We start from the raw sequence: 23,424 nt of genomic DNA, 5'->3' as shown, positions 1-23,424 counted from the left end.
AGTGGACGCGGGCTTCCCGGCGCGGCTTGCGGCGCGCCGGGTTCGATTTTTCCGACGGCGCTTGCGCCGTCTTTGCCTTTTGCGGCGATTTGGAACAACAATGCCGATACTCGCGCGCCATCCGGCGCTTCGCCTTCGTCACGCATGAACCGCCCCGATCCCGACCAACTCCTCGACAAGCTGCAGCGCGACGAAGAAAAGCAGCGGCGCGGCCAGCTGAAGATCTTCTTCGGCGCGTCCGCGGGCGTCGGCAAGACCTACGCGATGCTGCAGGCCGCGCGCCAGCGGCTGCAGGACGGCGTCGACGTCGTCGTCGGCATCGTCGAGACCCACGGCCGCGGCGAGACCGCCGCGCTGCTCGACGGCCTCGACGTGCTGCCGCTCGCGCGCATCGAGTATCGCGGCCGCACGCTTGCCGAATTCGATCTCGACGGCGCGCTCGCGCGCGCGCCGCAGCTGATCCTCGTCGACGAGCTCGCGCATTCGAACGTGCAGGGCGCGCGTCACCTGAAGCGCTGGCAGGACGTGTACGAACTGCTCGATGCGGGCATCGACGTGTACACCACCGTCAACGTCCAGCACCTCGAAAGCCTGAACGACGTGGTCGGCGCGATCACCGGCATTCGCGTGTGGGAGACCGTGCCCGACCGCGTGTTCGACGCGGCCGACGAGGTCACGCTGGTCGACCTGCCGGCCGAGGAGCTGCTCGAGCGGATGCGCGACGGCAAGGTGTATCTCGCGCAGCAGGCCGAGCGCGCGGTGCGCAACTTCTTCCGCAAGGGCAACCTGATCGCGCTGCGCGAACTGGCGCTGCGGCGCACGGCCGACCGCGTCGACGCGCAGATGCGCGAGTACCGCGCCGACCGTTCGATCCAGCGCATCTGGCAGGCGCGCGAGCGGTTGCTCGTGTGCGTCGGGCCCGGCCCCGAGGCGCCGACGCTGGTGCGCGCGGCCGCGCGGCTCGCCGCGAGCGTGAGGGCCGACTGGATCGCCGTGTACGTCGAGACGCCGAGGCTGCAGCGGCTGCCCGACGCGCGGCGGCAGCGCACGCTCGATGCGCTGAAGCTCGCGGCCGAGCTCGGCGCGGAGACGGCCACGCTCGCCGGCGACGACGCGGTTGCCGCGCTGATCGGCTATGCGAAGGTGCGCAACGTGTCGAAGATCGTCGCGGGCGGCTCGTCGAAGGTCGGGCTCGTGCGCCGCTTCGCGCGGCCGTTCGGCGAAAAGCTCGCCGAACGCGCGGGCGACGTCGACCTGATGCTGATCCGTGCGTCGGCGAGCGACGAAGTGCGCGCGGTGCCGCTCGACGCGGGCGCACGCGACTGGCGCGATGCGTTTGCGCACCTCGGCACGCGGCGTTCGCCGCTGCAACACTACCTGTACGCCGCCGCGATCTGCGCGGCGATCACCGGTGTCGCGAGCGTCGTGTCCGCACGGCTCGACCTGACGAACCTCGTGATGCTGTACCTGCTCGGCGTCGTGTTCTCGGCCGTGCGGCTCGGGCGCGGCCCGGGCGTGCTGCAGTCGTTCCTGTCGGTCGCGGCGTTCGACTTCTTCTTCGTGCCGCCGCGCATGTCGTTCTCGGTCAGCGACACGCAATATCTGCTGACCTTCTTCGGGATGCTGCTCACGTCGCTCGTGATCAGCCACCTGACGTCGACGCTGACGCGCCAGGCGAGCATCGCGCAGCGCCGCGAGCGCCGGACCGGCGCGATCTACGCGATGGCGCGCGAACTCGGCGCGGCGCTGACGACCGAGCAGATCGTCGAGATCGGCAGCCGCCACGTGGGCGAGGTGTTCCGCGCGCGCGTCGCGTTCCTGCTGCCCGACAGCGCGGACCAGGTGCGGCAGAAGATCGAGGAACCCGACGCGGTCGTCACGCTGACGGGCGCGGATCTCGACTGCGACGTCGGCCAGTGGGTGTACGACCAGCAGAAGCCGGCCGGGCGCGGCACCGACACGCTGCCCGCGACCACCGCGCTGTACCTGCCGCTGAAGGCGCCGATGCGCACGCGCGGCGTGCTCGCGGTGGCGTCGCGCGATCCGCGCGAGCTCGAGGTGCCCGAACAGCTGCGCATGCTCGATGCGTTCGCCGCGCAGATCGCGCTTGCGCTCGAACGCGTGCACTACGTCGAGATCGCGCGCGATGCGCTCGTCAACATGGAGTCCGAGCGGCTGCGCAACTCGCTGCTGTCGGCGATCTCGCACGACCTGCGCACGCCGCTCACGACGATCGTCGGCTTTTCGTCGATGCTCGCGAACGCGCGCGCGGCCGCGCCGCACACGCCGGCGGCCGAACGCTCCGCGCAGCGCGAAGGCGAACTCGTCGACGCGATCCACGACGAGGCGCTGCGGATGACGGGCATCGTCACGAACCTGCTCGACATGGCGCGGCTGCAGGCCGGCAGCGTGCAGCTCAAGCGCGAGTGGTCGCTGCTCGAGGAAACCGTCGGCGCCGCGCTCGCCGCGTGCAAGCGCGTGCTCGCGCAGCATCCCGCGCGCGTGTCGCTGCCGGCCGACCTGCCGCTCCTGCAGATGGACGCGGTGCTGATGGAGCGGCTCTTCACCAACCTGTTCGAGAACGCGGCGAAGTACACGCCGGCCGACACGCCGATCGACATCGGCGCGGAGCGCGTGACCGACGATGGCCACCCGTTCGTGCGCGTGCACGTCGACGATCACGGCCCGGGCTTGCCGAGCGGGATGGAAACGCGCATCTTCGACAAGTTCACGCGCGGCGAGAAAGAATCGGCGACGCCGGGCATCGGGCTCGGCCTCGCGATCTGCCGCGCGATCGTCGAGGCGCACGGCGGTAGAATCGGCGCGCTCAACCGGACCGGGCCCGACGGCCGCGTGACGGGCGCGCGCTTCTGGTTCACGCTGCCGGTCGACACGCCGCCGGCCGTGCCTGCCGTACCCGACGACGACCTCGACGTGCCCGGCGCATCGTCACCCTCCGAGCCCTTGCCAGACCATGAGTGAACCGAGCCTGACCGTCGTCCTGATCGAGGACGAAAAACAGATCCGCCGTTTCGTGCGCGCCGCGCTCGAAGAGGAGGACATCGCCGTGTTCGAGGCGGAGACGGGCAAGCAGGGGCTGATCGACGCGGCGACCCGCAAGCCCGATCTCGTGATCGTCGACCTCGGCCTGCCCGATACCGACGGCCTCGACGTGATCCGCGAGCTGCGCGGCTGGTCGGAAGTGCCGGTGATCGTGCTGTCCGCGCGCACGCAGGAAGACGAGAAGGTCGCCGCGCTCGACGCGGGCGCCGACGACTACCTGACCAAGCCGTTCGGCGTGTCCGAACTGCGCGCTCGGATCCGTGCGCAACTGCGCCGGCGCAACCAGGGCGGCGCGAACGAATCGCCGAAGGTCAGCTTCGGCGGCGTGAGCGTCGATCTCGCGATGCGCCAGGTGTGGCGCGACGGCGAGATCGTGCACCTGACGCCGCTCGAGTACCGGCTCCTCGCGACGCTCGTGCGGCACGCGGGACGCGTGCTCACGCATCGCCAGCTGCTGCGCGACGTATGGGGCCCGTCGCATGTCGAGAGCCACCACTATCTGCGCATCTACATGGCGCACCTGCGCCAGAAACTCGAGCGCGATCCCGCTCAGCCCGAGCACATCGTCACCGAGACGGGCGTCGGCTACCGGCTCGTCGGCGCTGCGTGATTGCGGCGTGATGCCCGCCGCGTGATGCGGCCGGAATGCAAGGCCGCGCGCCGGTGAAGTTGCGTCGGCGCGACATCGTCGCCGCACGCGCCGGCCGCGCACACCGGCCACGCGTTCCCCGCTATGCTGACCGTTACGCGAACGAAACCGAGGAGGGTGCAATGTCCGTCCGTCTGGTCGTCATGTGTGTGCTGGCGCTTGCCGCATCGGGCGCGTTCGCGCAGCCGCTGCCCCCGGGGCAGCAGCCTTCGGCGCCGCAAGCGGCGCTTGCCAATCCCGCGTCGGTCAACTGCGTGAAGCTCGGCGGCCGCCACATGATCCGCAACCTGCCGAGCGGTCAGGTCGGGATGTGCGTGTTCAAGGACGGCCGCGTGTGCGACGAATGGGCGCTGTACCGTGACGACCGCTGCGTCGGCGGCGGCGGCGCCAAGCGCGCGGCGAACTGAACGCGGCGCGGCCGCCGCGGCCGGACCCTGCTCCGGCCCGATTCTCAATGTGGGCATCCTGCATACCTGTAAGCCTCTTGTTATACTCGGCGCCGCCCGGGGACGACCCCGGGTCATTCGATTCAACGGGGACGGCCCCATCCGAGACGGAGTAGGTCGAGATGGCGTGGGTATTGTTGTTGATCGCCGGTTTGCTGGAAGTGGCCTGGGCGGCCGGCATGAAATCGTCAGAGGGTTTCACGAAACTCTGGCCGTCGGTGTTTACGATCGTCACGTCGCTCGCCAGCTTCGGGCTGCTCGCGGTCGCGATGCGCCAGCTGCCGCTCGGCACCGCGTATGCGGTGTGGACGGGGATCGGCGCGGTCGGCGCGTTCATATTCGGGATTGTCATGATGGGCGAGGCGCTGACCGTCGCCCGCGTCGCGAGCGCGTCGCTGATCGTGCTCGGGCTGGTCGGCCTGAAACTGTCGTCGTCCGCCTGATACCGGCCTGCCGGGCGCCGGCCGGCGCCCGCGCCCGGCCGTGACGCAGCGCGGAATTGCGTCGGCCCTCCTGGCAGCCTGTCTATAATGGAACGCATTCGGGCCTGAATGCCGTTGCGCCGTTCGCGGCAGGCGGGGCCGGTCGCCACGCGCCGCGCGGCCGGTCATACCGACTCGATCCGATCAATCGGCAAATCGCACGGCACGTGCAAGGAGAGGGCCATGATCGAAGCCATTTCGCTCGGCGCGGGGCTCGCGTGGGCGAGCGGGCTGCGCCTTTACCTGACGGTTCTGATCGCCGGCGTGCTCGCGCGGGTCGGCTGGCTTCATCTGCCCGATACGCTCGCGGTCCTCACGTCGCCGTGGGTCATCGGCGCCGCCGCCGTGCTCGCCGTCACCGAATTCCTTGCCGACAAGATTCCCGCGTTCGACTCCCTGTGGGACGCCGTGCACACGTTCATCCGCATTCCGGCCGGCGCGGTGCTGGCCGCCGGTGCGCTCGGCCATGCCGACCCGACCGTGCTCGCGGTCGCCGGGCTGGCCGGCGGTTCGCTCGCCGGCGCCGCGCACGTCGCGAAGGCCGGCACGCGCGCGCTGATCAATCTCTCTCCGGAACCGATCTCCAACTGGGTCGCGTCGTCCACCGAGGACGGGCTCGTGTTCGGCGGCCTCGCGCTCGCTTTCTTCGTTCCGCTCGCGTTCCTCGTGCTGCTCGCCGCGTTCATCGCCGCGTCGGCGTGGGCGCTGCCGCGTCTGTGGCGCGGCGTGTCCGGCGGGTTCCGCGGGATGGCGAACCACATGGTGACGCGGCTCAACTCGATCGGGGGCAAGCGCGATTGAAGGCGCCGTCACCCGCCGAGCGGCAGCACGCTGACCCTTCGCCGGCCGGGCGGCCCGGCCATGCCGGCCGCTTCGGCTGGCACGACCTGATCCATCAGGCCGCGCGGATGACCGCGCGCGACTGGCGCGCCGGCGAGCTGACGCTGCTCGTGCTCGCGCTGGTGCTGGCAGTCGCGGCGCTCACGAGCGTCGGTTTTCTCGCCGATCGGCTGCGCCAGGGGCTCGAGCGCGATGCGCGCCAGATGCTCGGCGCCGATTTCGTCGTGCGCGCCGACCATCCCGTCGATCCGTCGTTCGATCGCGAGGCGCGCGCGCTCGGGCTGCGCACCGCGACGACCGCCATCTTCCCGAGCATGATCGCGTCGGCCGCCGGCGGTCACGCGAGCGGCGCGGCACCCGCGCGCCTCGCGGCCGTGAAGGCCGTGTCGCCCGGCTATCCGCTGCGCGGCGCGGTCGAGATCGTGCCGGCCGGCGCGAGCGCCGCGCACAAGGCGACCACGATTCCCGCGCCCGGCACCGTGTGGGCCGATCCCGCGCTGCTCGATGCGTTGCATCTGAAGGCGGGCGACACCGTGCGCGTCGGGCTGCGCACGTTCACGGTCGCCGCGTCGATCTCCCGCGAGCTCGATCGCGGCTTCTCGTTCGTCAATTTCTCGCCGCGGCTGATGATGCGCGCGGACGAACTCGCCGCGACCGGACTCACGGGCTACGGCAGCCGCGTCACGTACCGGCTGTTGATTGCCGGCGACACGCCGGCCGTCGCGCGCTTCGAAGCCTACGCGCACGGGCGCGTCGACGGCGGCAAGCTGCGCGGCGTCGGCCTCGAATCGCTGCAGGAAGGTCAGCCGCAGGTGCGCCAGACGCTCGATCGCGCGCGCCATTTCCTGACGCTCGTCGCGCTGCTGACCGCGCTGCTCGCCGCGGTCGCGATCGCGATGGCCGCGCAGCGCTACATGCGGCGCCATCTGGACGGTTGCGCGACGATGCGCTGCCTCGGCGTGAGCCGGCGCACGCTCGGCGCGTTGTTCGCGCTCGAATTCGCCGGCATCGGCATCGTCGCGGGCATCGCGGGCGCGGTGCTCGGCTACGTCGGCCACTGGGCGCTGCTGGCCGCGCTCGGCGGCCTGATCGAGGTCGCGTTGCCGGCGCCGACCCTCTGGCCCGCGCTCGTCGGGGTCGGCGCCGCACTCGTGCTGCTGCTCGGCTTCGCGCTGCCGCCGCTCGCGCCGCTCACGCGCGTGCCGCCGGTGCGCGTGCTGCGGCGGGATTGGGGCGACGCGTCGCGTATCGCGTGGGCCGCGTATGCGATCGGCGTCGTGCTGTTCGCGGGGCTGCTGATCGTCGCGGCGGGCAACCTGAAGCTCGGGCTGATCGTCGCGGGCGGGTTCGCCGGCGCGCTGGTCGGTTTCTCGCTGATCGCGCGGCTCGTGCTGTACGCGGCGGCGCGCGCGGTGCGCAATGCGCGCGTGGCCGCGGGCATCGGCTGGCGCTACGCGCTCGCGTCGCTGCACCGGCGCGGCACGGCGAGCGCGCTGCAGATCACCGCGCTCGCGCTGGGCCTGATGTGCCTGCTGCTGATCGCGATTACGCGCAACGACCTCGTCGCCGGCTGGCGGCAGTCGACACCGCCCGATGCGCCGAACCAGTTCCTGATCGACATCCAGCCCGACCAGCGCGACGACGTCGCGGCGTGGCTGGCCGCGCACGGCGTGCGCGACGCGGTGCCCGCGCCGATGGTGCGCGGCCGGCTCGTCGCGATCAACGGCAAGCCGGTGAACCCGGACGCGTATCCATCGGACGAGGCGCGCCGGCTCGTCGACCGCGAATTCAACCTGTCGTATACGACCGAGCTCCCGTCCGACAACCGGATCGTCGCGGGCCACTGGTTCGGCCACTCGGCGAGGCCCGAGATCTCGATCGAGGACGGGCTCGCGAAGATCCTGAACGTGAAGCCGGGCGACACGCTGCGCTTCGACGTGACGGGGCTGACGGTCGATGCGCCGATCACCAGCGTGCGCAAGCTCGACTGGGGCTCGTTCCGCGTCAATTTCTTCGTGCTGATGCCGCCGCCGGTGCTGAAGGATTTTCCGGCCGTCTACCTGACGAGCTTCCACCTGCCGGCCGAGCAAGCCGCGCTGCTCGATCCGCTGATCGCGCGCTACCCGAACCTCACCGCGATCGACGTCGCGCCGATCCTCGCGCAGTTGCAGCGGATGATGCTGCAGGTGGTCGGCGCCGTGCAGTTCCTGTTCGGGTTCACGCTCGCGGCGGGCGTGCTCGTGCTGTACACGGCGCTCGCCGGCTCGCGCGACGAGCGTGTGCACGAGGCCGCGCTGCTGCGCGCGCTCGGTGCGTCGCGCGCGCAGGTCAACGCGGTGCAGCGCGCGGAATTCATCGTCGTCGGCGCGCTCGCCGGCGCGCTGGCGTCGGCGGGCGCGATCGCGGTCGGCTGGGTGCTCGCATCGCGCGTGTTCGACTTCCAGCTCGCCGTCGATCCGTGGCTCGTGCCGGCCGGCATCGCGGCCGGTGTCGCATGCGCCGGTGCGGCCGGCTGGCTGAGCCTGCATAATGTGTTGCGGCGCCCCGCGCTGCAGTCGCTGCGCGACGCCTGAGCGTCGCCGGCGGCCCCGAATATCCCGTTTCCGATTATCCGTAATGACCGATGTGAATGATGATGCGCCGTCGCAGCCGACGGCGTTCGAGCTCGTGGGCGGCGAAGGCCGCGTGCGCGAGATGGTGGACCGTTTCTACGACCTGATGGACCTCGAGCCCGAGTTCGCGGAGATTCGCGCGTTGCATCCGGCGTCGCTCGACGGCTCGCGCGACAAGCTGTTCTGGTTCCTGTGCGGCTGGCTCGGCGGCCCCGACCACTACATCAGCCGGTTCGGCCACCCGCGGTTGCGCGCACGGCACCTGCCGTTCCCGATCGCGTCGGTCGAGCGCGACCAGTGGCTGCGCTGCATGGCGTGGGCGATGGAGGACACCGGCTTGCCCGAGCCGCTGCGCGAGCGGCTCATGCATTCGTTCTACGACACGGCCGACTGGATGCGCAACCGGCCCGGTTGATCGACCGGTACGCCACTGTCCGGACGCCGGACGATCTGCGTCTGGGCGCCGCGCCGGTGCGGCGCGACACTGACCGTTTCCCCGATCGATGCGAGGTTCCCCCGATGACGACCCAGGCCCTGTTTCGCGAGGATGCCTATCTGACGCAATGCGACGCCGTCGTCGCGGCCGTCGGCGATGACGGCATCCGGCTCGATCGCACGGTGTTCTATCCGCTCGGCGGCGGGCAGGCCGGCGACACCGGCATGCTGACGCTGCCCGACGGCGGCACGATCGCGATCGCCGACACGCGCAAGGCGAAGTTCGACGGCGCAACGCCCGACGACGCCGTGCACGTGCCCGCGCCGGGCCAGGAAGCACGTGTCGCGGCGCTCGCGCCCGGCGCGCGCGTGGTCGCGGGCATCGACTGGCAGCGCCGCTACCGGCACATGCGGCTGCATACGGCCGCGCACCTGATGTGCGCGGTGCTGCCGTACCCGGTCGACGGCTGCAGCGTGACGGCCGACTACGTGCGGCTCGATTTCGCGACGTCCGACGCGATCGACCGCGCCGACGTCGAGCGCCGTCTCGCGGAGCTGGTCGGCGGCGCGCATGCGGTCACGACCGAATGGATCACCGACGCGGAGATGACCGAGCGGCCCGAGCTCGTGCGCACGATGAGCGTGAAGCCGCCGATGGGGCTGGGCCGCGTGCGGCTGCTGCGCATCGCCGGCGTCGACCTGCAGCCGTGCGGCGGCACGCACGTGCGCAACACGTCGGAAATCGGCGATCTGCGGGTCGCCAAACTTGAAAAGAAGAGCGCGCGCACACGCCGCGTCGTACTGGAGTTTGCATGACGATCGACAACCTGACCGACACCGCCGCGGCGCTCGATCCGCAAGCACGCGAGATTCTCGATTTCTGGTTCGGCGAGCCGGGTTCGGCCGAGTTCGGCCACGCGCGCAAGGTGTGGTTCAACGGCGGCGCCGCGTTCGACGACGTGCTGCGCACACGCTACGGCGCGTTGCTCGACGCCGCATGCGACGGCGCGTGCGATCACTGGGCCGCCACGCCGCTTGGTGCGCTCGCGCTGATCGTGGTCCTCGACCAGTTCTCGCGCAACATTCACCGTGGCACGCCGCGCGCATTCGCCGCCGATTCGAAGGCATTGGCGCTCGCACGGCGCGTCGTCGCGGCCGGATGGGACGCGCAACTGCCGAGCGGCCATCACCGCGCGTTTGCGTACCTGCCGTTCGAACATGACGAGTCGCATGAGAGCCAGCGCGAGGCCGTGCGGCTGTGCGCGGGCATTCGCGACGAAGCCGGGTGCGAGAGCTATCACGACTTCGCGCTGCGCCATGCGGCGGTGGTCGAGCGCTTCGGGCGGTTCCCGCACCGGAACGCGATTCTCGGTCGCGCGTCGACCGACGAAGAGGCGGCCTTCCTGCGCGAGCCCGGTTCGTCGTTTTGACGTGCGCAGCGGTGGCGCGCGGGGCGTGACGCCGGGCCGGGAATCATGACTGCGGCGCCGTTGCGGCGCCGCGTTACCATCACGGCGTGTCGTGTGCTTCAGGCGTGCGCACGTAGACGCGCAGCAGTTCCGCGTTGTCGCCCGGGCGCGCGCCGCTCCAGAACAGTTTCCATTCGCTGCCCGGCGCCGGATCGACGGCCCGCACGCCCTGGACGATCATCCACGTGCAGCGCGTCGTCTTCGCGTCGTCGATCGGCGTGTGCTGGATCCCGGAGAAGTAGTACAGCATCGGCGCTTCCGACTCGCCGAGCCCGTGCAGGCTTGCCATGCAGTCGTCGTCGCGCCATTCGAGCGCGAGATGCGCGTCCAGGTCGTCGAATACCGACCGGTAGCTCTTCGCGACGTCGAGCCACGGCAGCAGCAGCGTATACACGAGGCCCCACGCCACCAGTGCGCCCGCGCCCCACGACAGCGCGCCGCGCCACGGGCCGGTCGTGCGCAGCTTCGGCAGCAGCGACAGCCAGCCGACGGTCAGCACCAGCGCGCCGATCACGAACCCCGGCACGATCGGCATCGTCCAGTCGAGCGGCAGCCAGCGGCCGAGCGGGGCGAGGCTGGCCCGCGATGCGCGCGGATCGGCCATCACCGCCCAGATCACCCACGCGAGCGCGACGGCGCTCCCGAACAGCAGGCGGCTCAGGTAATCCCACGCGAGATGCAGCCCGCGCGGCAGGCGTTCGATCGCCTGCGCGGCGATCAGCGCGAGCGGCGCGAAGAACGGCAGGATGTAGAGCTGGCGTGAGGTCGCGGACACTTGCAGCACCGCGAGGCCGATGCCGGCGAACAGCACGGGCAGCGCGACGCGCGGCGCGTGCCAGTCACGCCATGCGCCGCGCGCCAGCGCGACGATCGCGAGCGGCGCGACCGGGAAGCCGACGAGCAGGAACGCACGCAGGATGAAGAACGGCTTGTCGTTTTCCGCGCCGAGCTCCGGCACCGAGAAGCCGAAGAAGCGGCCGACGTTGTTGTCCCAGAACCAGGTCATGAACAGCGTCTCGGAGCGCAGGAACAGCGCGATCGGCCAGATCAGCGCGAACGGCGCGAACACGAGCGCGGCGACCGCGAGCGAGCGCGCGAACGCGCGCGTGCGGCAGGCCGGGTAGAGCACCAGCGCGCCCATGAGCGTGGCGGCGAACACGAGCGGCACGAACAGCCCCTTCGCCATCAGCGCGATGCCGACGCCCGCGCCGAACATCGGCGCGGCCCAGCGGCCCGACGGCTGCATCGGCAGCGCATGCCGCATCTGCTGCGCGCGCGCGACGTGCTGCATCACGAGCTCGAGCAGGCCGCAGAAGGCCATCGCGGTGCCGGCGAACAGCGCGACGTCCGTCATCATGTCGTGCACGTGCTTGATGACGACGAGCGTGCCCGCGCTCAGCACGACAGGGCCGATCACGCGCAGGTCGAGCCAGCCTTGGGCGCGGCTGGCACTGCGTGCCGCGCGTGCGATGAAGCCGAAGGCAAGCGCGGCGAACAGCGCGCTCGCGAGCCGTGCTGCGTCGTGCAGCGGCATCACCCGCTGCAGCAGCCACGCGAGGCTCGTCGCGACCCACGCGTAGAGCGGCGGCTTTTCCATGAAGGGCAGGCCGGCGTTGGTCGGCACGACGAAGTCGCCCGTCTCGAGCATGTGCTCGATGATGCCGAACGTATAGGTTTCGTCCTGCTTCCACGGATCGTGGCCGAGCACGCCCGGCAGCGTATACGCGCAGACCAGCGCGGCGACCAGCAGCCAAACGCGCCAGCCGAGCCGCAGCACGCGATCGCCGGGGCCCTTCGTCGCGGTGGCGCCTGCCACGGCGGGCGTGCCGGCGGCACTGAGCGTCGCGTTGGGAGCGGGATCGGCGGCTGATCGGGCGTGCGTGGCCGAAGCGGGCACGGAGGACGTGCGTCGCCGGCCGGGTGCTGCGGTTCCGGGCATGGAAAAGATCTCGGTCGGGTCAAGCCGGTCCGGCGACATGGGCCGGAACCAATAAGGGGCGCATCAAGGCGAGAAAGACAGCCGGATGACCGACCGTTTTCAGGCTTGGCGCTAGTAGAGCATGGAAGTGTTACGAATGTTTACTGAAATGGTCACGATATTGTGGAGATTTGTGGTGTCGTGACCAGAAGAATGTTCAGTCGGCGCGTTGGGGCGCCTGCGGGGCGATTATCGTCCGCCGCCGATGTCGAGCAGCGCGCCCGTCGTGTATGACGCCGCGTCGCCGAGCAGCCAGACAATCGCCTCGGCGATCTCCTGCGCTTCGCCCGCACGGCCGAGCGGGGTCTGCGCGCCGAGGCGCGCGGCGCGCCCCGGCTGGCCGCCGCTTGCATGGATTTCGGTCTCGATCAGCCCCGGGCGCACTGCGTTGACGCGCACGCCGTGCGGGCCGAGTTCCTTCGCCAGGCCGATCGTCAGCGAATCGACCGCGCCTTTCGAGCCCGCGTAGTCGACGTATTCGTTCGGTGAACCGAGCCGGGACGCGATCGACGACACGTTGACGATCGCGCCGCCGCGCCCGCCGCGGTCGGTGGACAGCCGGCGCGCGGCTTCGCGTGCGCATAGATAAGCGCCGAGCACGTTGGTGTCGAACATCCGCCGCAGCCGGTCGGCCGGCATGTCGGCGAGCGGCATCGACGGCGCGACGATCCCCGCATTGTTGACGAGCGCGTCGAGGCGGCCGAACGCCGCCGTGACTGCGTCGAACATCGCGATGACGTCCGCCTCGTTCGCGACGTCGCCGGCGACGACGCACGCGCGTGCGCCGGCGTCGCGAACCGCTTGCGCGGTGAGTTCGGCGGCGGCCGCGTCGCGCGCGTAGTTGATGCCGACGTCCCAGCCGCGCTTGGCCGCGAGCACGGCGGTCGCGCGGCCGATGCCGCGGCTCGCGCCGGTGATCAGGACGGCCTTGCGATCGGACAGTGCAGGCATCGCGCGTGGCTCTCCGTAAGCGTTACTTGGCCGCGTCGTCGGACGCCCACTTGTCGCGGACGGGCGGCTGGTAGCGGCGCAGCTGATCGATCAGCGCGACCGGTTCGGCATCGATGCACAGCGCGTCGAAGTAGGTCGGACGCATGAAGCCTTCGTCGACCGTATGACGCAGCAGCGCGATCAGCGGATCGTAGAACGAATCGATGTTGTACAGCGCGACGGGCTTGCGGTGATAGCCGAGCTGCGCCCACGTATAGACCTCGAACAATTCCTCGAGCGTGCCGGCGCCGCCGGGCATCGCGACGAACGCGTCGGCCAGGTCGGCCATCATCTTCTTGCGGTGGTGCATGTCGGGCACGACGTGCAGCTCCGACAGCCCGGTATGACCGACTTCCTTGTCGACGAGCAGCTCGGGGATCACGCCGACCGCACGGCCGCCGGCGGCCATCACCTCATCGGCGATCACGCCCATCAGGCCGACCCGGCCGCCGCCGTAGACGAGCGTCAGGTCCGCATCGACGAGCGCGCGGCCGAACGCGCGCGCGGCGTCCGCATAGACGGGCCGCACGCCGGACGACGAGCCGCAGTAAACGCACACTGCCTTCATTGTTTCGTATCCTTCGCGGCGGGTCTGGCGGTGACCGGGCTGCCGGCGGGGCGCGGCGAACCGTCGCGCGGCGGCAGGTAGTCGGTGAACTGGCGCTTGGGCAGCTTGCCGGAGACGAGATCGTCGAACAGCTGGCGCGAACGGCCACGCAGGTACGGAGCCATCACCGAGATCACGTGCATGCTCACCTGGTGCAGCTCTTCGCGGATCGCGTCCTGATCGTTGTACTTGCGCGGATGCATCACGTATTGATACGACAGCCAGTACGTCGAGATCACGGCCATGTTGGTGGCGATGACTTCGATCTCGGCCGGCGTCGCGACCATTTCGGCGTCCGACACGAGCAGTTCGCACATGTCGTGCGCGAAGCGCACCTTGTGGCTGATGATCTGCTTGAAGTGCGTCTCGAGCGTGCGGTTGCGCGCGAGCAGGTCGTTGAGGTCGCGATACAGGAACCGGTAGGTCCACATGAAGTCGGCCATGTACTGCAGGTACGACCAGGTCTCGTCGATCGTCGGACGGTGATCTTCGGGGAAGCGCAGCCGCCGTTCGATCTGCTGCTCGAACTGCGCGAAGATGCTGTTGATGATGTCGTCCTTGTTGCGGAAATGGTAGTACAGGTTGCCTGGACTGATTTCCATTTCCTCGGCGATCGTCGTGGTCGTGACGTTCGGCTCGCCGATCTCGTTGAAGAGTTTCAACGACAACTCGAGAATCCGTTCGCGGGTGCGGCGGGGAGGTTTCGCTTCCATGTCGTCCGGCCCTGTGTGTGCCGGACTGGCGGGCGCTGCAATCGATGCTGCGAGATTCGTCCGGCGCGGGTTGCTGTTCTAAGTCTAGCGGACGATTATAAACCGCTGTTTCCTGCCAACGGCGCATTTCGTGATCGCCGCGCGTTCCCGCCGCATGGTGCACCGCCGCACGGCGGTGCTGCCGCGGATGCCGCTAGAAGCCCAGCCAGCGCGCGACGACCGGGCCGAGCACGAAGCCCCACGTCGTCACGCACGCGAACAGCGCGACCGTGACCGCCGCGCTGCCGAGGTCCTTCGCGCGCTTCGACAGTTCGTGGCGCTCGAGCGAGATGCGATCGATCGCGGCCTCGACGCTCGAGTTCAGCAGCTCGACGATCAGCACGAGCAGCACCGACGCGATCAGCAGCGCGCGCGACGCGGCCGGGACCGGTGAGAACGCACCGATCGGCAGCATCAGCGCGGCGAGCGTGAGTTCCTGGCGAAATGCGCTCTCCTCGCGGATCGCGACGCGAAACCCGTTCAGCGAATGCTTGAGCGCGTACCACGCGCGCGTGATGCCGCGGTGGCGCTTGTACGGGTTCGGCGGCAGCGGCGCCAGGCGATCGTCGGGGCCGAGCGGTTCGTGCGTGTGCACGTCCGCGTCGGCATGCGGCTCTTCTTCGTCGAACGGATGATGCAGTTGCGCTGTCGCGGCAGCGTCGGGGGTCTTGTCGTTCAGGTCTCGTTTCAAACGGCGGCACCTTCGGCGGGCGAGTACGCGGTCTTCGGCAGCGGCTTCAGATGCGACGCGAACTGCTCGGACGCCGCGCGCCACGAGAAGCGCTCGGCCCACGCGCGGGCAGTGTCGCGTTCGATCTTCAGCGCCTCGAGGCAGGCTTCCTGCAGGTCTTCGTGCATCGCGCCGGCAGCGCCCCCGCCGAGCACGTCGATCGGGCCCGTCACTGGGTAAGCGGCGACCGGCGTGCCGCACGCGAGCGCCTCCAGCAGCACGAGGCCGAACGTGTCGGTGCGACTCGGGAATACGAACACGTCGGCCGCAGCATACACCTTGGCGAGCTCGGCTTGCGACAGTACGCCGAGATAGTTCGCTTCCGGATAGCGCGATTTCAGCTCGGCGAGTGCCGGGCCTTCGCCCGCAACCCACTTCGAGCCGGGCAGGTCGAGACGCAGGAACGCCTCCACATTCTTTTCGATCGCGACGCGGCCCACGTACAGGAAGATCGGCCGCGCGGTGTTGAGCACCTTCGACTCCATCGGCCGGAAGATGTCGAGATCGACGCCGCGCGTCCACAGCACGACGTTCGTGAATCCGAACTTCTCGAGATCCTGCTTCACGACCGGGGTCGGCGCCATCACCGCGAGCGACGGCCCGTGGAACCAGTGCAGGAACTTGTAGGTCGCCGACAGCGGAATGCCGAAGCGCGCCTGCACGTATTCCGGAAAGCGCGTGTGATACGCGGTCGTGTACGGCAGCTTGCGCGAGCGTGCATAGCGTCGCGCGGCGAGGCCGAGCGGGCCTTCGGTCGCGATGTGCAGCGCGTCGGGTGCGAACGCATCGATGCGCGCGCGCAGCTTGCGGTACGGCAGGATCGACAGGCGGATCTCGGGGTAGGTCGGGCAGGGCACCGTGCGGAATTCCAGCGGCGTCAGCATTTCGACCCGGTGGCCGAGCGCGGTGAGTTCGCGGGAGGTGCTCTTGAGCGTGCGCACGACGCCGTTGACCTGCGGTTCCCATGCATCGGTGACGATCATGATCTTCATCGCGGCTGTGTCCTGTAAGTGGAGTTGTGTCAGGCGGTGGCCTTGGCCTTGCGCGACGGGGCTGCGGACGGCGCGGTGCGCATCGCCGTCCAGTAGACGATCTTCAGTTCGCCTTCCATCGTTTCGACGAGCGCGGACAGGCTCTCGACCCAGTCGCCGTCGTTGCAGTACAGCACGCCGTCGATGTCGCGGATCTCGGCCTTGTGGATGTGCCCGCACACGACGCCGTCGCAGCCGCGGCGGCGCGCTTCGTCGGTCATCACGGTCTCGAACTGCGAGATGAAGTTCACCGCGTTCTTCACCTGGTGCTTCAGATACTGCGACAGCGACCAGTACTGGAAGCCGAGCCGGCTGCGGATCCGGTTGAACCAGCGGTTCAGCACGAGGATCAGCGTGTAGAGCGTGTCGCCGAGATATGCGAGCCATTTCGCGTGCTGGATCACGCCGTCGAACAGGTCGCCGTGCACGATCCACAGACGCTTGCCCGCGAGCGTCGTGTGAAACGCTTCGCCGCGCACCTGGATGTCGCCGAACGCGAGGTCGCAGAACTGCCGCGCGCCTTCGTCGTGGTTGCCCGGGATGTACACCACCTGCGTGCCCTTGCGCGCCTTGCGCAGGACCTTCTGCACCACGTCGTTGTGCGCCTGCGGCCAGTACCAGCCCTTCTTCAGCTGCCAGCCGTCGATGATGTCGCCGACGAGGTACAGGTACTCCGAATCGTTGTGGCGCAGGAAGTCGAGCAGGTACGGCGCCTGGCAGCCGCTGGAGCCGAGATGGATGTCGGACAGCCAGATCGTGCGGTAACGATGCGCGGACGGTTCGGGATCGTCGTGCTGCGTCGCGTGCGCGGTCGGCGGCTCGTGCGCCGACAGGACATCGGTCGCGGCCGCGCCGGACACGAAGGCGGTGACGGCGCGGGCGCCGAGCGGTTGACGGAACAGGGAGGTCGCGGACGTTTTCTGGCCCATGCATGACTCGCGCCGATTGACATTACCGGCATTGCGCCATGTGGGCGTGACCATGCCGTGACAGTCACGAGACGTTCTTATTACTGTCGTCGCGGCGTGTTTAGCAGTGAATGGGGTGGGGTTGGGTAATCTGCCGAACCGACGGGCCGGTCGCTATCGGGCAAGCCGCGCGGGGTGGTGCTGTGGGCGGTTTCGACGGGTTTCGTCTGACGGATGCGCGAACCGCGCGGGGCGTCAGTTCGTCAGCGCGGAATCGCGACGACGCGCGTGCGCGCGAGGCGGTCGTGCGGAAACTGGCGATCGGCGTGCAGGCGGGCGGCGCCGGCCCACGCGACGATCCATGCGGCGGCGAGCGCGAGCGTGACGGGTACCGACAGGCCGAGCAGCGGATGCAGCGCGAGCGGCGGCAGGAACCACAGCCAGCCGAGCGCATAGCGAATGAGTGCATGCGCGGCGCTCAGCGGCCGGCCGCTCGACGATTCGAGCCGCAGCCGCCAGGTCTTCATCGGCAGCGTCTGGCCGCCGTGGGTCCAGAACCAGACGAAATACGCGCCGGCGACGAGCGCGATCCACGCGGCGAGGAGGTCGTGATGGACGAGCCCGTTGCGCTGCTGCATCGCGAGACTGAATGCGAGGCCCGCGAAGAACACGACGCCGAACAGCAGCACGGCTTCGTACAGCATCGCCGCGAGGCGCCGCCGCACGGACGGCGCGGCGATGGCCGGGGCCTGGGATGCGGGGGCGCTCGCCACGGTCGTTCAGGAACCCTTGAACATCGACGGCGCGTCGGCCGGCGACACCGGCGTGACGACGGCCGGTGCGGGGGCAGGCGCGGTACCGGACGTGGAGGACGCCGCGGGCGGCAAGCCGGCACTGGCCGAGGCGGGCACCGGCACGGCGGCGACGTTGCTCGCCGGATGGTCGTGCGAATTGACGAGGCGGCGCACATCGCGGTCGGCGACGGTCGGCGGCGCGCTGACGACGCTCGGCCGGCGGCGACGCTCGGTCGCCGCGAGCCGTTGCTTCTGTTCTTCAGGCAATTGCTGGTAGGCCTTCCACGCGCGTTCGCGCGCCTGCGCGGACAGCTCCTTCGCGCTCTGGTAATTCTCGCGTGCGACGCGCCGCTGCTCGGGCGTCATCCGCGCCCATTCGGACATTCGGTCCTGCAGGTGTTTTTGCTCATCCGGCGTCAACTTCGCGAAACGCGACGCGATCTTCAGCCATTTCCGCTTGCGCGCATCGCTGAAGCCGTCCCACTGATCGGCGAACGGCGCGAGCGCCGCATGTTGTGCGGGCGTCAGCCGCGCCCACGACAGCGGGCCGTTGGCGGCCGGCAGCGGCAGGGGCAGCGGGGCGAGTTCGGTGGACAGCGAGGCGGCGGCCGAGGTCGGCGCGGGTGCGCTGCTGGCCGCGGCGGAGACCGTCGCGGGGGGCGGGTTGAATCGGGAGTAGGTGGCGACGTAGGAAACGGCGATCGCGATCACGCATCCGAAAAATACGGCCAGGCCGCGTTTCTGATTCACCCGTGCGATCCCCTCGTTATTGTCTGTTAGCGTGCGTGCGAAAGATACGCGTTGAACCCGTGATCGAGATACGCGTTGAGCGGCAGGTCGTCGCTGAGCATCGCCGCGTCGATGTCGGCGAGCTCGGCGGTGCGCTGCATGTCTTCCCAGTAGGCGATGCCGACGAGCCCCGCCAGCAGCAGCGCGAGCGGCCACGCGCGCAGCAGGCGGCGCGCGAGCGACGCGGACGGGCGGCCGGCCTGCGGATGGCTCGCGGGCGGCATGCCGTATGCGCCGGCCGCACCGGCGAAGGCGGGCACGAACACCGGCGCGCTCGCGGGTTCCGGCTTCTTGCGCGCGAGCGCGGCCCGGCGCGCGACGGCCAGACGGTCGGTGGTCGCGGCAGGCAGCGCCGCGGCACGTTCGTCCAGCGCGCGGCGGACCTTCAGCGCGAATTCGTATTCTCGATTTACGGGAGCGGAGCTCATAGCGTGATTCCTTTGGCCTTGAGCGCGTGTGCCAGGGTATGAGTGGCTCGCGAGCAGTGCGTCTTGACGCTGCCTTCGGAGCACCCCATTGCGGCGGCAGTCTCGGCGACATCCATATCTTCCCAATAACGCATCAGGAACGCTTCCCGTTGACGCGCCGGAAGTTTCTGGATTTCTTCGTCGATCAGGGCCAGAACCTGTTCCCGCTCGAGGCGGTGCTCTGTGCTCTCGACACCCGCATTGTCGTCCGCGGATTCGAGTGTTTCCAGCGGATCGAAGTCGTCGTCGTCCGTATTGTTGAGCGACGAGAAGAGCGTGACCCACGTATTGCGGACCTTCTGCCGGCGGAACCAATCGTGGATGGCGTTCTGCAGGATCCGCTGGAACAGCAGCGGCAGCTCGGCCGCCGGCCGGTCGCCGTATTTCTCCGCCAGCTTGATCATCGCGTCCTGCACGATGTCGAGCGACGCATCGTCGTCGCGCACGGCGTAGGCAGCCTGCTTGAACGCGCGCCTTTCGACGCCCGCCAGAAAGTCGGCGAGTTCCTTGTCTGATGCCATTCCGTAAAGGTATGCGCTGCGGACTGCGGCGTGTGAAAAGGGTCGAAAAATTTCGTAAAACCCGCGGATGCTAACAAATTTTCGCGCGACTTGGCACCGGTTGCGGCGCGCCACGTTGCGCGCGAGCCGCGTCCGCGGGGCGCCGGACGGCGGCCATGATGCGCTGCGGGATATTTTGCTTGACGGCCCAATCGTGACCGGCTATCGTCAGCGATTCGCAACATGAAGTGATGGTCTCATTTGAGGCTGGCCCAAGAAGCCCGCCCTTCAAACTGGACGCGCCGCTTGAACCCGAGCCACAAGCCCGGCAGAGAGCACCCGATCAATTTTTTGCCGAAAATTCGAAAGGTCAAAATGAACATGCCCAGCGCGGAATTCTCCACGTCGGAACCCCTTTCCCCTCCCGATAGCGACTCCATCGGCGCCACCGTGCTCATGAAGGCACTGGCCGACGAGAACGTCGAATTCGTCTGGGGCTACCCCGGCGGCTCGGTACTCTACATCTACGACGAGCTTTACAAGCAGGACAAGATTCAGCACGTGCTGGTGCGCCACGAACAGGCGGCCGTGCACGCAGCCGATGCGTATGCGCGTTCCACCGGCAACGTCGGCGTCTGTCTCGTGACGTCCGGCCCCGGTGTCACCAATGCGGTGACCGGCATCGCGACGGCCTACATGGATTCGATCCCGATGGTCGTGATCAGCGGCCAGGTGCCGACTGCCGCGATCGGCCAGGATGCGTTCCAGGAGTGCGACACCGTCGGCATCACGCGTCCGTGCGTGAAGCACAACTTCCTCGTGAAGGACGTGCGCGACCTCGCGGAAACCGTCAAGAAGGCGTTCTACATCGCCCGCACCGGCCGTCCGGGCCCGGTGCTGATCGACATCCCGAAAGACATCTCCAAGACGCCGTGCCAGTACGAGCCGGTCAAGAGTGTCTCGTTGCGCTCGTACAACCCCGTCACGAAAGGCCATTCGGGCCAGATCCGCAAGGCCGTGTCGTTGCTGCTGTCCGCGAAGCGTCCGTACATCTACACGGGCGGCGGCATCATCCTCGCCGACGCGGCGCGCGAACTGAACCAGTTCGCCGACCTGCTCGGCTACCCGGTCACGAACACGCTGATGGGCCTTGGCGGCTATCGCGCGTCGGACAAGAAATTCCTCGGCATGCTCGGCATGCACGGCACCTACGAAGCGAACATGGCGATGCAGCACTGTGACGTGCTGATCGCGATCGGCGCGCGCTTCGACGACCGCGTGATCGGCGACCCGGCGCACTTCGCGTCGCGTCCGCGCAAGATCATCCACATCGACATCGACCCGTCGTCGATCTCGAAGCGCGTGAAGGTCGACATCCCGATCGTCGGCGACGTGAAGGAAGTGCTGAAGGAGCTGATCGAGCAGCTGCAGACGGCCGAGCATGGCCCCGATACCGACGCGCTCGCGCAATGGTGGAAGGACATCGAGGGCTGGCGCTCGAAGGATTGCCTGAAGTTCGACCGCGAAAGCGAGATCATCAAGCCCCAGTACGTGGTCGAGAAGGCGTGGGAGCTGACGGACGGCAACGCGTTCGTGTGCTCGGACGTCGGCCAGCACCAGATGTGGGCCGCGCAGTTCTACCGTTTCAACAAGCCGCGTCGCTGGATCAACTCCGGCGGCCTCGGCACGATGGGCTTCGGCCTGCCGGCAGCGATGGGCGTCAAGATGGCGCACCCGGACGACGACGTGCTGTGCATCACGGGCGAAGGCTCGATCCAGATGTGCATCCAGGAACTGTCGACCTGCCTGCAGTACGACACGCCCGTGAAGATCATTTCGCTGAACAACCGCTATCTCGGCATGGTCCGCCAGTGGCAGCAGATCGAATACAGCAAGCGCTATTCGCATTCGTACATGGATGCGCTGCCCGATTTCGTGAAGCTCGCCGAAGCGTACGGCCATGTCGGCATGCGGATCGAAAAGACCTCGGATGTGGAGCCGGCGCTGAAGGAAGCGCTGCGCCTGAAGGACCGCACCGTGTTTCTCGATTTCCAGACCGATCCAACCGAAAACGTCTGGCCGATGGTACAGGCCGGCAAGGGCATCACCGAGATGCTGCTCGGATCGGAAGATCTGTAACGGCGCGACGCGCGCTTGGCGCCGGAGCGGCCGCCTTCACGAAGGGCGGTGCGGCACCGGGCGGCGCGCGGCGCGAGTGAATCGACACGGACACATTCTGGAAGAAGCGAACATGAGACACATCATTTCCGTCCTGCTGGAGAACGAACCGGGCGCGCTGTCGCGCGTGGTCGGTCTGTTTTCCGCACGCGGCTACAACATCGAAACCTTGACGGTGGCGCCGACCGAAGACCAATCGCTGTCGCGGCTGACCATCGTTTCCATTGGCTCGGACGACGTGATCGAACAGATCACGAAGCATCTGAACCGCCTGATCGAGGTGGTGAAAGTGGTGGACCTGACCGACGGTGCACACATCGAACGCGAGCTGATGCTGATCAAGGTACGTGCAGTGGGCAAGGAGCGCGAAGAAATGAAGCGGATGTCGGACATTTTCCGCGGCCGCATCATCGACGTGACCGAAAAGACCTACACGATCGAATTGACGGGCGCGAGCGACAAGCTCGACGCATTCATCCAGGGGCTGGACGCCAGCGCGATCCTAGAGACCGTGCGTACCGGCAGCTCCGGCATCGGACGCGGCGAGCGCATCCTGAAGGTGTAATGCCGAAGAGGCACGCCGGGTGCGCCGTCATGTCCCGGCCCGCAGTACCCAATCCGAACGAATTGTTGAATTTTTGAATTAGCGAAGGAACCCATCATGAACGTTTTCTACGACAAAGACGCCGACCTCTCCCTCATCAAGGGCAAGCAAGTCACGATCATCGGCTACGGCTCGCAAGGCCATGCGCACGCACTGAACCTGAAGGACAGCGGCGTGAACGTGACGGTCGGCCTTCGCAAGGACGGCGCGTCGTGGAGCAAGGCCGAAAACGCAGGCCTGTCGGTCAAGGAAGTCGCTGAAGCGGTGAAGGGCGCGGACGTCGTCATGATGCTGCTGCCGGACGAGCAGATCGCCGACGTGTACGCGAAGGAAGTGCACGCGAACATCAAGCAGGGCGCGGCGCTGGCATTCGCGCACGGCTTCAACGTCCACTACGGCCAGGTGATCCCGCGTGCCGACCTCGACGTGATCATGATCGCGCCGAAGGCACCGGGCCACACCGTGCGCGGCACGTACTCGCAAGGTGGCGGCGTGCCGCACCTGATCGCGGTTGCGCAGAACAAGTCGGGCGCGGCACGCGACATCGCGCTGTCGTACGCGGCAGCGAACGGCGGCGGCCGTGCCGGCATCATCGAGACGAACTTCCGTGAAGAGACCGAAACCGACCTGTTCGGCGAGCAGGCCGTGCTGTGCGGCGGTACCGTCGAGCTGATCAAGGCAGGTTTCGAGACGCTGGTCGAAGCCGGCTATGCGCCGGAAATGGCGTACTTCGAGTGCCTGCACGAGCTGAAGCTGATCGTCGACCTGATCTACGAAGGCGGCATCGCGAACATGAACTACTCGATCTCGAACAACGCCGAGTACGGCGAGTACGTGACGGGCCCGCGCGTCGTCACGGAAGAGACGAAGAAGGCGATGAAGCAGTGCCTGACCGACATCCAGACGGGCGAGTACGCGAAGAGCTTCATCCTCGAGAACAAGGCAGGCGCCCCGACGCTGCAGTCGCGTCGCCGCCTGACGGCCGAGCACCAGATCGAGCAGGTCGGCGCGAAGCTGCGTGCGATGATGCCGTGGATCGCGAAGAACAAGCTCGTCGACCAGACGAAGAACTAAGCATTGCGTGCCGTTCCGGCCCTTCG

Annotated in this window: 23 protein-coding genes; 12 read left to right on the top strand and 11 right to left on the bottom strand. The window is 68.4% G+C overall.

From position 1 onward, the window contains the following. Positions 1 to 144 precede the first annotated feature (144 nt). The 9 genes from ACP26O_RS11780 (at position 145) to ACP26O_RS11740 (ending at position 9,957) form a co-directional block, all read left to right on the top strand. On the top strand, positions 145 to 2,982 hold the full coding sequence (locus ACP26O_RS11780) for a DUF4118 domain-containing protein (RefSeq protein ID WP_175664993.1): 2,838 nt from the start codon (positions 145 to 147) through the stop codon (positions 2,980 to 2,982). Further along, positions 2,975 to 3,673 (top strand): two-component system response regulator KdpE, encoded by a 699-nt coding sequence (gene kdpE, locus ACP26O_RS11775; protein WP_012364338.1) that lies wholly within the window; start codon positions 2,975 to 2,977, stop codon positions 3,671 to 3,673. The genes ACP26O_RS11780 and kdpE overlap by 8 nt, the downstream gene beginning before the upstream one ends. Before the next feature lie 161 nt (positions 3,674 to 3,834). Further along, the gene (locus ACP26O_RS11770; RefSeq protein ID WP_175664992.1) at positions 3,835 to 4,119 is read left to right on the top strand and encodes a putative hemolysin; all 285 of its coding nucleotides are present in this window, start codon (positions 3,835 to 3,837) and stop codon (positions 4,117 to 4,119) included. 161 nt (positions 4,120 to 4,280) lie between these two features. Beyond that, the gene (gene sugE, locus ACP26O_RS11765; RefSeq protein ID WP_011657508.1) at positions 4,281 to 4,601 is read left to right on the top strand and encodes a quaternary ammonium compound efflux SMR transporter SugE; all 321 of its coding nucleotides are present in this window, start codon (positions 4,281 to 4,283) and stop codon (positions 4,599 to 4,601) included. 222 nt (positions 4,602 to 4,823) lie between these two features. Beyond that, positions 4,824 to 5,441 carry a DUF4126 domain-containing protein gene (locus ACP26O_RS11760; RefSeq protein ID WP_012364337.1) on the top strand — a complete coding sequence of 206 codons (618 nt, stop codon included), beginning with the start codon at positions 4,824 to 4,826 and terminating at the stop codon, positions 5,439 to 5,441. A gap of 107 nt (positions 5,442 to 5,548) precedes the next feature. Continuing rightward, positions 5,549 to 8,053 carry an ABC transporter permease gene (locus ACP26O_RS11755; protein ID WP_175665090.1) on the top strand — a complete coding sequence of 835 codons (2,505 nt, stop codon included), beginning with the start codon at positions 5,549 to 5,551 and terminating at the stop codon, positions 8,051 to 8,053. 43 nt (positions 8,054 to 8,096) lie between these two features. Then, positions 8,097 to 8,507 carry a group II truncated hemoglobin gene (locus tag ACP26O_RS11750; RefSeq protein WP_105830715.1) on the top strand — a complete coding sequence of 137 codons (411 nt, stop codon included), beginning with the start codon at positions 8,097 to 8,099 and terminating at the stop codon, positions 8,505 to 8,507. Between the two features lie 104 nt (positions 8,508 to 8,611). After that, positions 8,612 to 9,343: an alanyl-tRNA editing protein gene (locus ACP26O_RS11745; RefSeq protein ID WP_175656585.1), complete on the top strand. Its 732-nt coding sequence runs from the start codon at positions 8,612 to 8,614 to the stop codon at positions 9,341 to 9,343. Beyond that, the gene (locus ACP26O_RS11740) at positions 9,340 to 9,957 is read left to right on the top strand and encodes a DUF924 family protein (RefSeq protein ID WP_011657504.1); all 618 of its coding nucleotides are present in this window, start codon (positions 9,340 to 9,342) and stop codon (positions 9,955 to 9,957) included. Before ACP26O_RS11745 ends, ACP26O_RS11740 begins: the two co-directional genes overlap by 4 nt. Positions 9,958 to 10,036: 79 nt before the next feature. Here ACP26O_RS11740 and ACP26O_RS11735 read toward each other — a convergent pair whose 3' ends face one another. From ACP26O_RS11735 to ACP26O_RS11685, 11 genes are all read right to left on the bottom strand, one after another. Beyond that, complete coding sequence (locus ACP26O_RS11735; protein ID WP_175664991.1) at positions 10,037 to 11,935, bottom strand: ArnT family glycosyltransferase; 1,899 nt, start codon at positions 11,933 to 11,935, stop codon at positions 10,037 to 10,039. A gap of 228 nt (positions 11,936 to 12,163) precedes the next feature. Beyond that, on the bottom strand, positions 12,164 to 12,925 hold the full coding sequence (locus ACP26O_RS11730; protein ID WP_175664990.1) for an SDR family oxidoreductase: 762 nt from the start codon (positions 12,923 to 12,925) through the stop codon (positions 12,164 to 12,166). Positions 12,926 to 12,947: 22 nt separating this feature from the next. Then, positions 12,948 to 13,532 carry a TIGR00730 family Rossman fold protein gene (locus ACP26O_RS11725; protein WP_011657501.1) on the bottom strand — a complete coding sequence of 195 codons (585 nt, stop codon included), beginning with the start codon at positions 13,530 to 13,532 and terminating at the stop codon, positions 12,948 to 12,950. Then, entirely contained in the window at positions 13,529 to 14,284 is a 756-nt protein-coding gene (locus tag ACP26O_RS11720; RefSeq protein ID WP_011657500.1) for a TetR/AcrR family transcriptional regulator, read from the bottom strand. Before ACP26O_RS11720 ends, ACP26O_RS11725 begins: the two co-directional genes overlap by 4 nt. 193 nt (positions 14,285 to 14,477) lie before the next feature. After that, entirely contained in the window at positions 14,478 to 15,014 is a 537-nt protein-coding gene (locus ACP26O_RS11715) for a diacylglycerol kinase (protein ID WP_011657499.1), read from the bottom strand. After that, positions 15,011 to 16,045, bottom strand: coding sequence for a glycosyltransferase family 4 protein (locus tag ACP26O_RS11710; RefSeq protein WP_126228234.1), 1,035 nt, complete (start codon positions 16,043 to 16,045; stop codon positions 15,011 to 15,013). The genes ACP26O_RS11715 and ACP26O_RS11710 overlap by 4 nt, the downstream gene beginning before the upstream one ends. A gap of 29 nt (positions 16,046 to 16,074) precedes the next feature. Continuing rightward, positions 16,075 to 17,013, bottom strand: a complete 939-nt coding sequence (locus ACP26O_RS11705) for a UDP-2,3-diacylglucosamine diphosphatase (RefSeq protein WP_175664989.1) — start codon at positions 17,011 to 17,013, stop codon at positions 16,075 to 16,077. 242 nt (positions 17,014 to 17,255) lie between these two features. Further along, positions 17,256 to 17,765, bottom strand: a complete 510-nt coding sequence (locus ACP26O_RS11700; RefSeq protein WP_175664988.1) for an RDD family protein — start codon at positions 17,763 to 17,765, stop codon at positions 17,256 to 17,258. Positions 17,766 to 17,771: 6 nt separating this feature from the next. Beyond that, positions 17,772 to 18,536, bottom strand: coding sequence for a DUF3106 domain-containing protein (locus ACP26O_RS11695; protein WP_105830706.1), 765 nt, complete (start codon positions 18,534 to 18,536; stop codon positions 17,772 to 17,774). A gap of 26 nt (positions 18,537 to 18,562) precedes the next feature. Beyond that, positions 18,563 to 19,003, bottom strand: coding sequence for a DUF3619 family protein (locus ACP26O_RS11690; protein ID WP_126228231.1), 441 nt, complete (start codon positions 19,001 to 19,003; stop codon positions 18,563 to 18,565). Then, positions 19,000 to 19,563 carry an RNA polymerase sigma factor gene (locus ACP26O_RS11685; RefSeq protein ID WP_011657493.1) on the bottom strand — a complete coding sequence of 188 codons (564 nt, stop codon included), beginning with the start codon at positions 19,561 to 19,563 and terminating at the stop codon, positions 19,000 to 19,002. The genes ACP26O_RS11690 and ACP26O_RS11685 overlap by 4 nt, the downstream gene beginning before the upstream one ends. A 354-nt stretch (positions 19,564 to 19,917) precedes the next feature. Here ACP26O_RS11685 and ACP26O_RS11680 point away from each other — a divergent pair, with 354 nt between their 5' ends. The 3 genes from ACP26O_RS11680 to ilvC all read left to right on the top strand — a co-directional run bounded on the left by ACP26O_RS11680 (position 19,918) and on the right by ilvC (position 23,398). After that, a complete protein-coding gene (locus tag ACP26O_RS11680; protein ID WP_175664987.1) occupies positions 19,918 to 21,681 on the top strand; it encodes an acetolactate synthase 3 catalytic subunit in 1,764 nt (587 codons plus the stop codon). A gap of 112 nt (positions 21,682 to 21,793) precedes the next feature. Beyond that, positions 21,794 to 22,285 carry an acetolactate synthase small subunit gene (gene ilvN / locus ACP26O_RS11675; RefSeq protein ID WP_006750445.1) on the top strand — a complete coding sequence of 164 codons (492 nt, stop codon included), beginning with the start codon at positions 21,794 to 21,796 and terminating at the stop codon, positions 22,283 to 22,285. Between the two features lie 96 nt (positions 22,286 to 22,381). Further along, positions 22,382 to 23,398: a ketol-acid reductoisomerase gene (ilvC, locus tag ACP26O_RS11670; protein WP_006750446.1), complete on the top strand. Its 1,017-nt coding sequence runs from the start codon at positions 22,382 to 22,384 to the stop codon at positions 23,396 to 23,398. Positions 23,399 to 23,424: the final 26 nt, after the last annotated feature.

The sequence above is a fragment of the Burkholderia sp. R-40 genome (genome assembly GCF_049942845.1).
In the GTDB taxonomy this organism is placed as follows: Bacteria; Pseudomonadota; Gammaproteobacteria; order Burkholderiales; family Burkholderiaceae; genus Burkholderia; species Burkholderia ambifaria.
This window is presented reverse-complemented; position numbering and strand designations above follow the sequence as displayed.

Excerpts from the sequence above, each read along its gene's own strand:
- ACP26O_RS11780 (WP_175664993.1), top strand. The coding sequence starts at position 145 with ATGAACCGCCCCGATCCCGACCAACTCCTCGACAAGCTGCAGCGCGAC.
- kdpE (WP_012364338.1), top strand. The coding sequence starts at position 2,975 with ATGAGTGAACCGAGCCTGACCGTCGTCCTGATCGAGGACGAAAAACAG.
- ACP26O_RS11770 (WP_175664992.1), top strand. The coding sequence starts at position 3,835 with ATGTCCGTCCGTCTGGTCGTCATGTGTGTGCTGGCGCTTGCCGCATCG.
- sugE (WP_011657508.1), top strand. The coding sequence starts at position 4,281 with ATGGCGTGGGTATTGTTGTTGATCGCCGGTTTGCTGGAAGTGGCCTGG.
- ACP26O_RS11760 (WP_012364337.1), top strand. The coding sequence starts at position 4,824 with ATGATCGAAGCCATTTCGCTCGGCGCGGGGCTCGCGTGGGCGAGCGGG.
- ACP26O_RS11755 (WP_175665090.1), top strand. The coding sequence starts at position 5,549 with ATGACCGCGCGCGACTGGCGCGCCGGCGAGCTGACGCTGCTCGTGCTC.
- ACP26O_RS11750 (WP_105830715.1), top strand. The coding sequence starts at position 8,097 with ATGACCGATGTGAATGATGATGCGCCGTCGCAGCCGACGGCGTTCGAG.
- ACP26O_RS11745 (WP_175656585.1), top strand. The coding sequence starts at position 8,612 with ATGACGACCCAGGCCCTGTTTCGCGAGGATGCCTATCTGACGCAATGC.
- ACP26O_RS11740 (WP_011657504.1), top strand. The coding sequence starts at position 9,340 with ATGACGATCGACAACCTGACCGACACCGCCGCGGCGCTCGATCCGCAA.
- ACP26O_RS11735 (WP_175664991.1), bottom strand. The coding sequence starts at position 11,935 with ATGCCCGGAACCGCAGCACCCGGCCGGCGACGCACGTCCTCCGTGCCC.
- ACP26O_RS11730 (WP_175664990.1), bottom strand. The coding sequence starts at position 12,925 with ATGCCTGCACTGTCCGATCGCAAGGCCGTCCTGATCACCGGCGCGAGC.
- ACP26O_RS11725 (WP_011657501.1), bottom strand. The coding sequence starts at position 13,532 with ATGAAGGCAGTGTGCGTTTACTGCGGCTCGTCGTCCGGCGTGCGGCCC.
- ACP26O_RS11720 (WP_011657500.1), bottom strand. The coding sequence starts at position 14,284 with ATGGAAGCGAAACCTCCCCGCCGCACCCGCGAACGGATTCTCGAGTTG.
- ACP26O_RS11710 (WP_126228234.1), bottom strand. The coding sequence starts at position 16,045 with ATGAAGATCATGATCGTCACCGATGCATGGGAACCGCAGGTCAACGGC.
- ACP26O_RS11705 (WP_175664989.1), bottom strand. The coding sequence starts at position 17,013 with ATGGGCCAGAAAACGTCCGCGACCTCCCTGTTCCGTCAACCGCTCGGC.
- ACP26O_RS11690 (WP_126228231.1), bottom strand. The coding sequence starts at position 19,003 with ATGAGCTCCGCTCCCGTAAATCGAGAATACGAATTCGCGCTGAAGGTC.
- ACP26O_RS11685 (WP_011657493.1), bottom strand. The coding sequence starts at position 19,563 with ATGGCATCAGACAAGGAACTCGCCGACTTTCTGGCGGGCGTCGAAAGG.
- ACP26O_RS11680 (WP_175664987.1), top strand. The coding sequence starts at position 19,918 with ATGAACATGCCCAGCGCGGAATTCTCCACGTCGGAACCCCTTTCCCCT.
- ilvN (WP_006750445.1), top strand. The coding sequence starts at position 21,794 with ATGAGACACATCATTTCCGTCCTGCTGGAGAACGAACCGGGCGCGCTG.
- ilvC (WP_006750446.1), top strand. The coding sequence starts at position 22,382 with ATGAACGTTTTCTACGACAAAGACGCCGACCTCTCCCTCATCAAGGGC.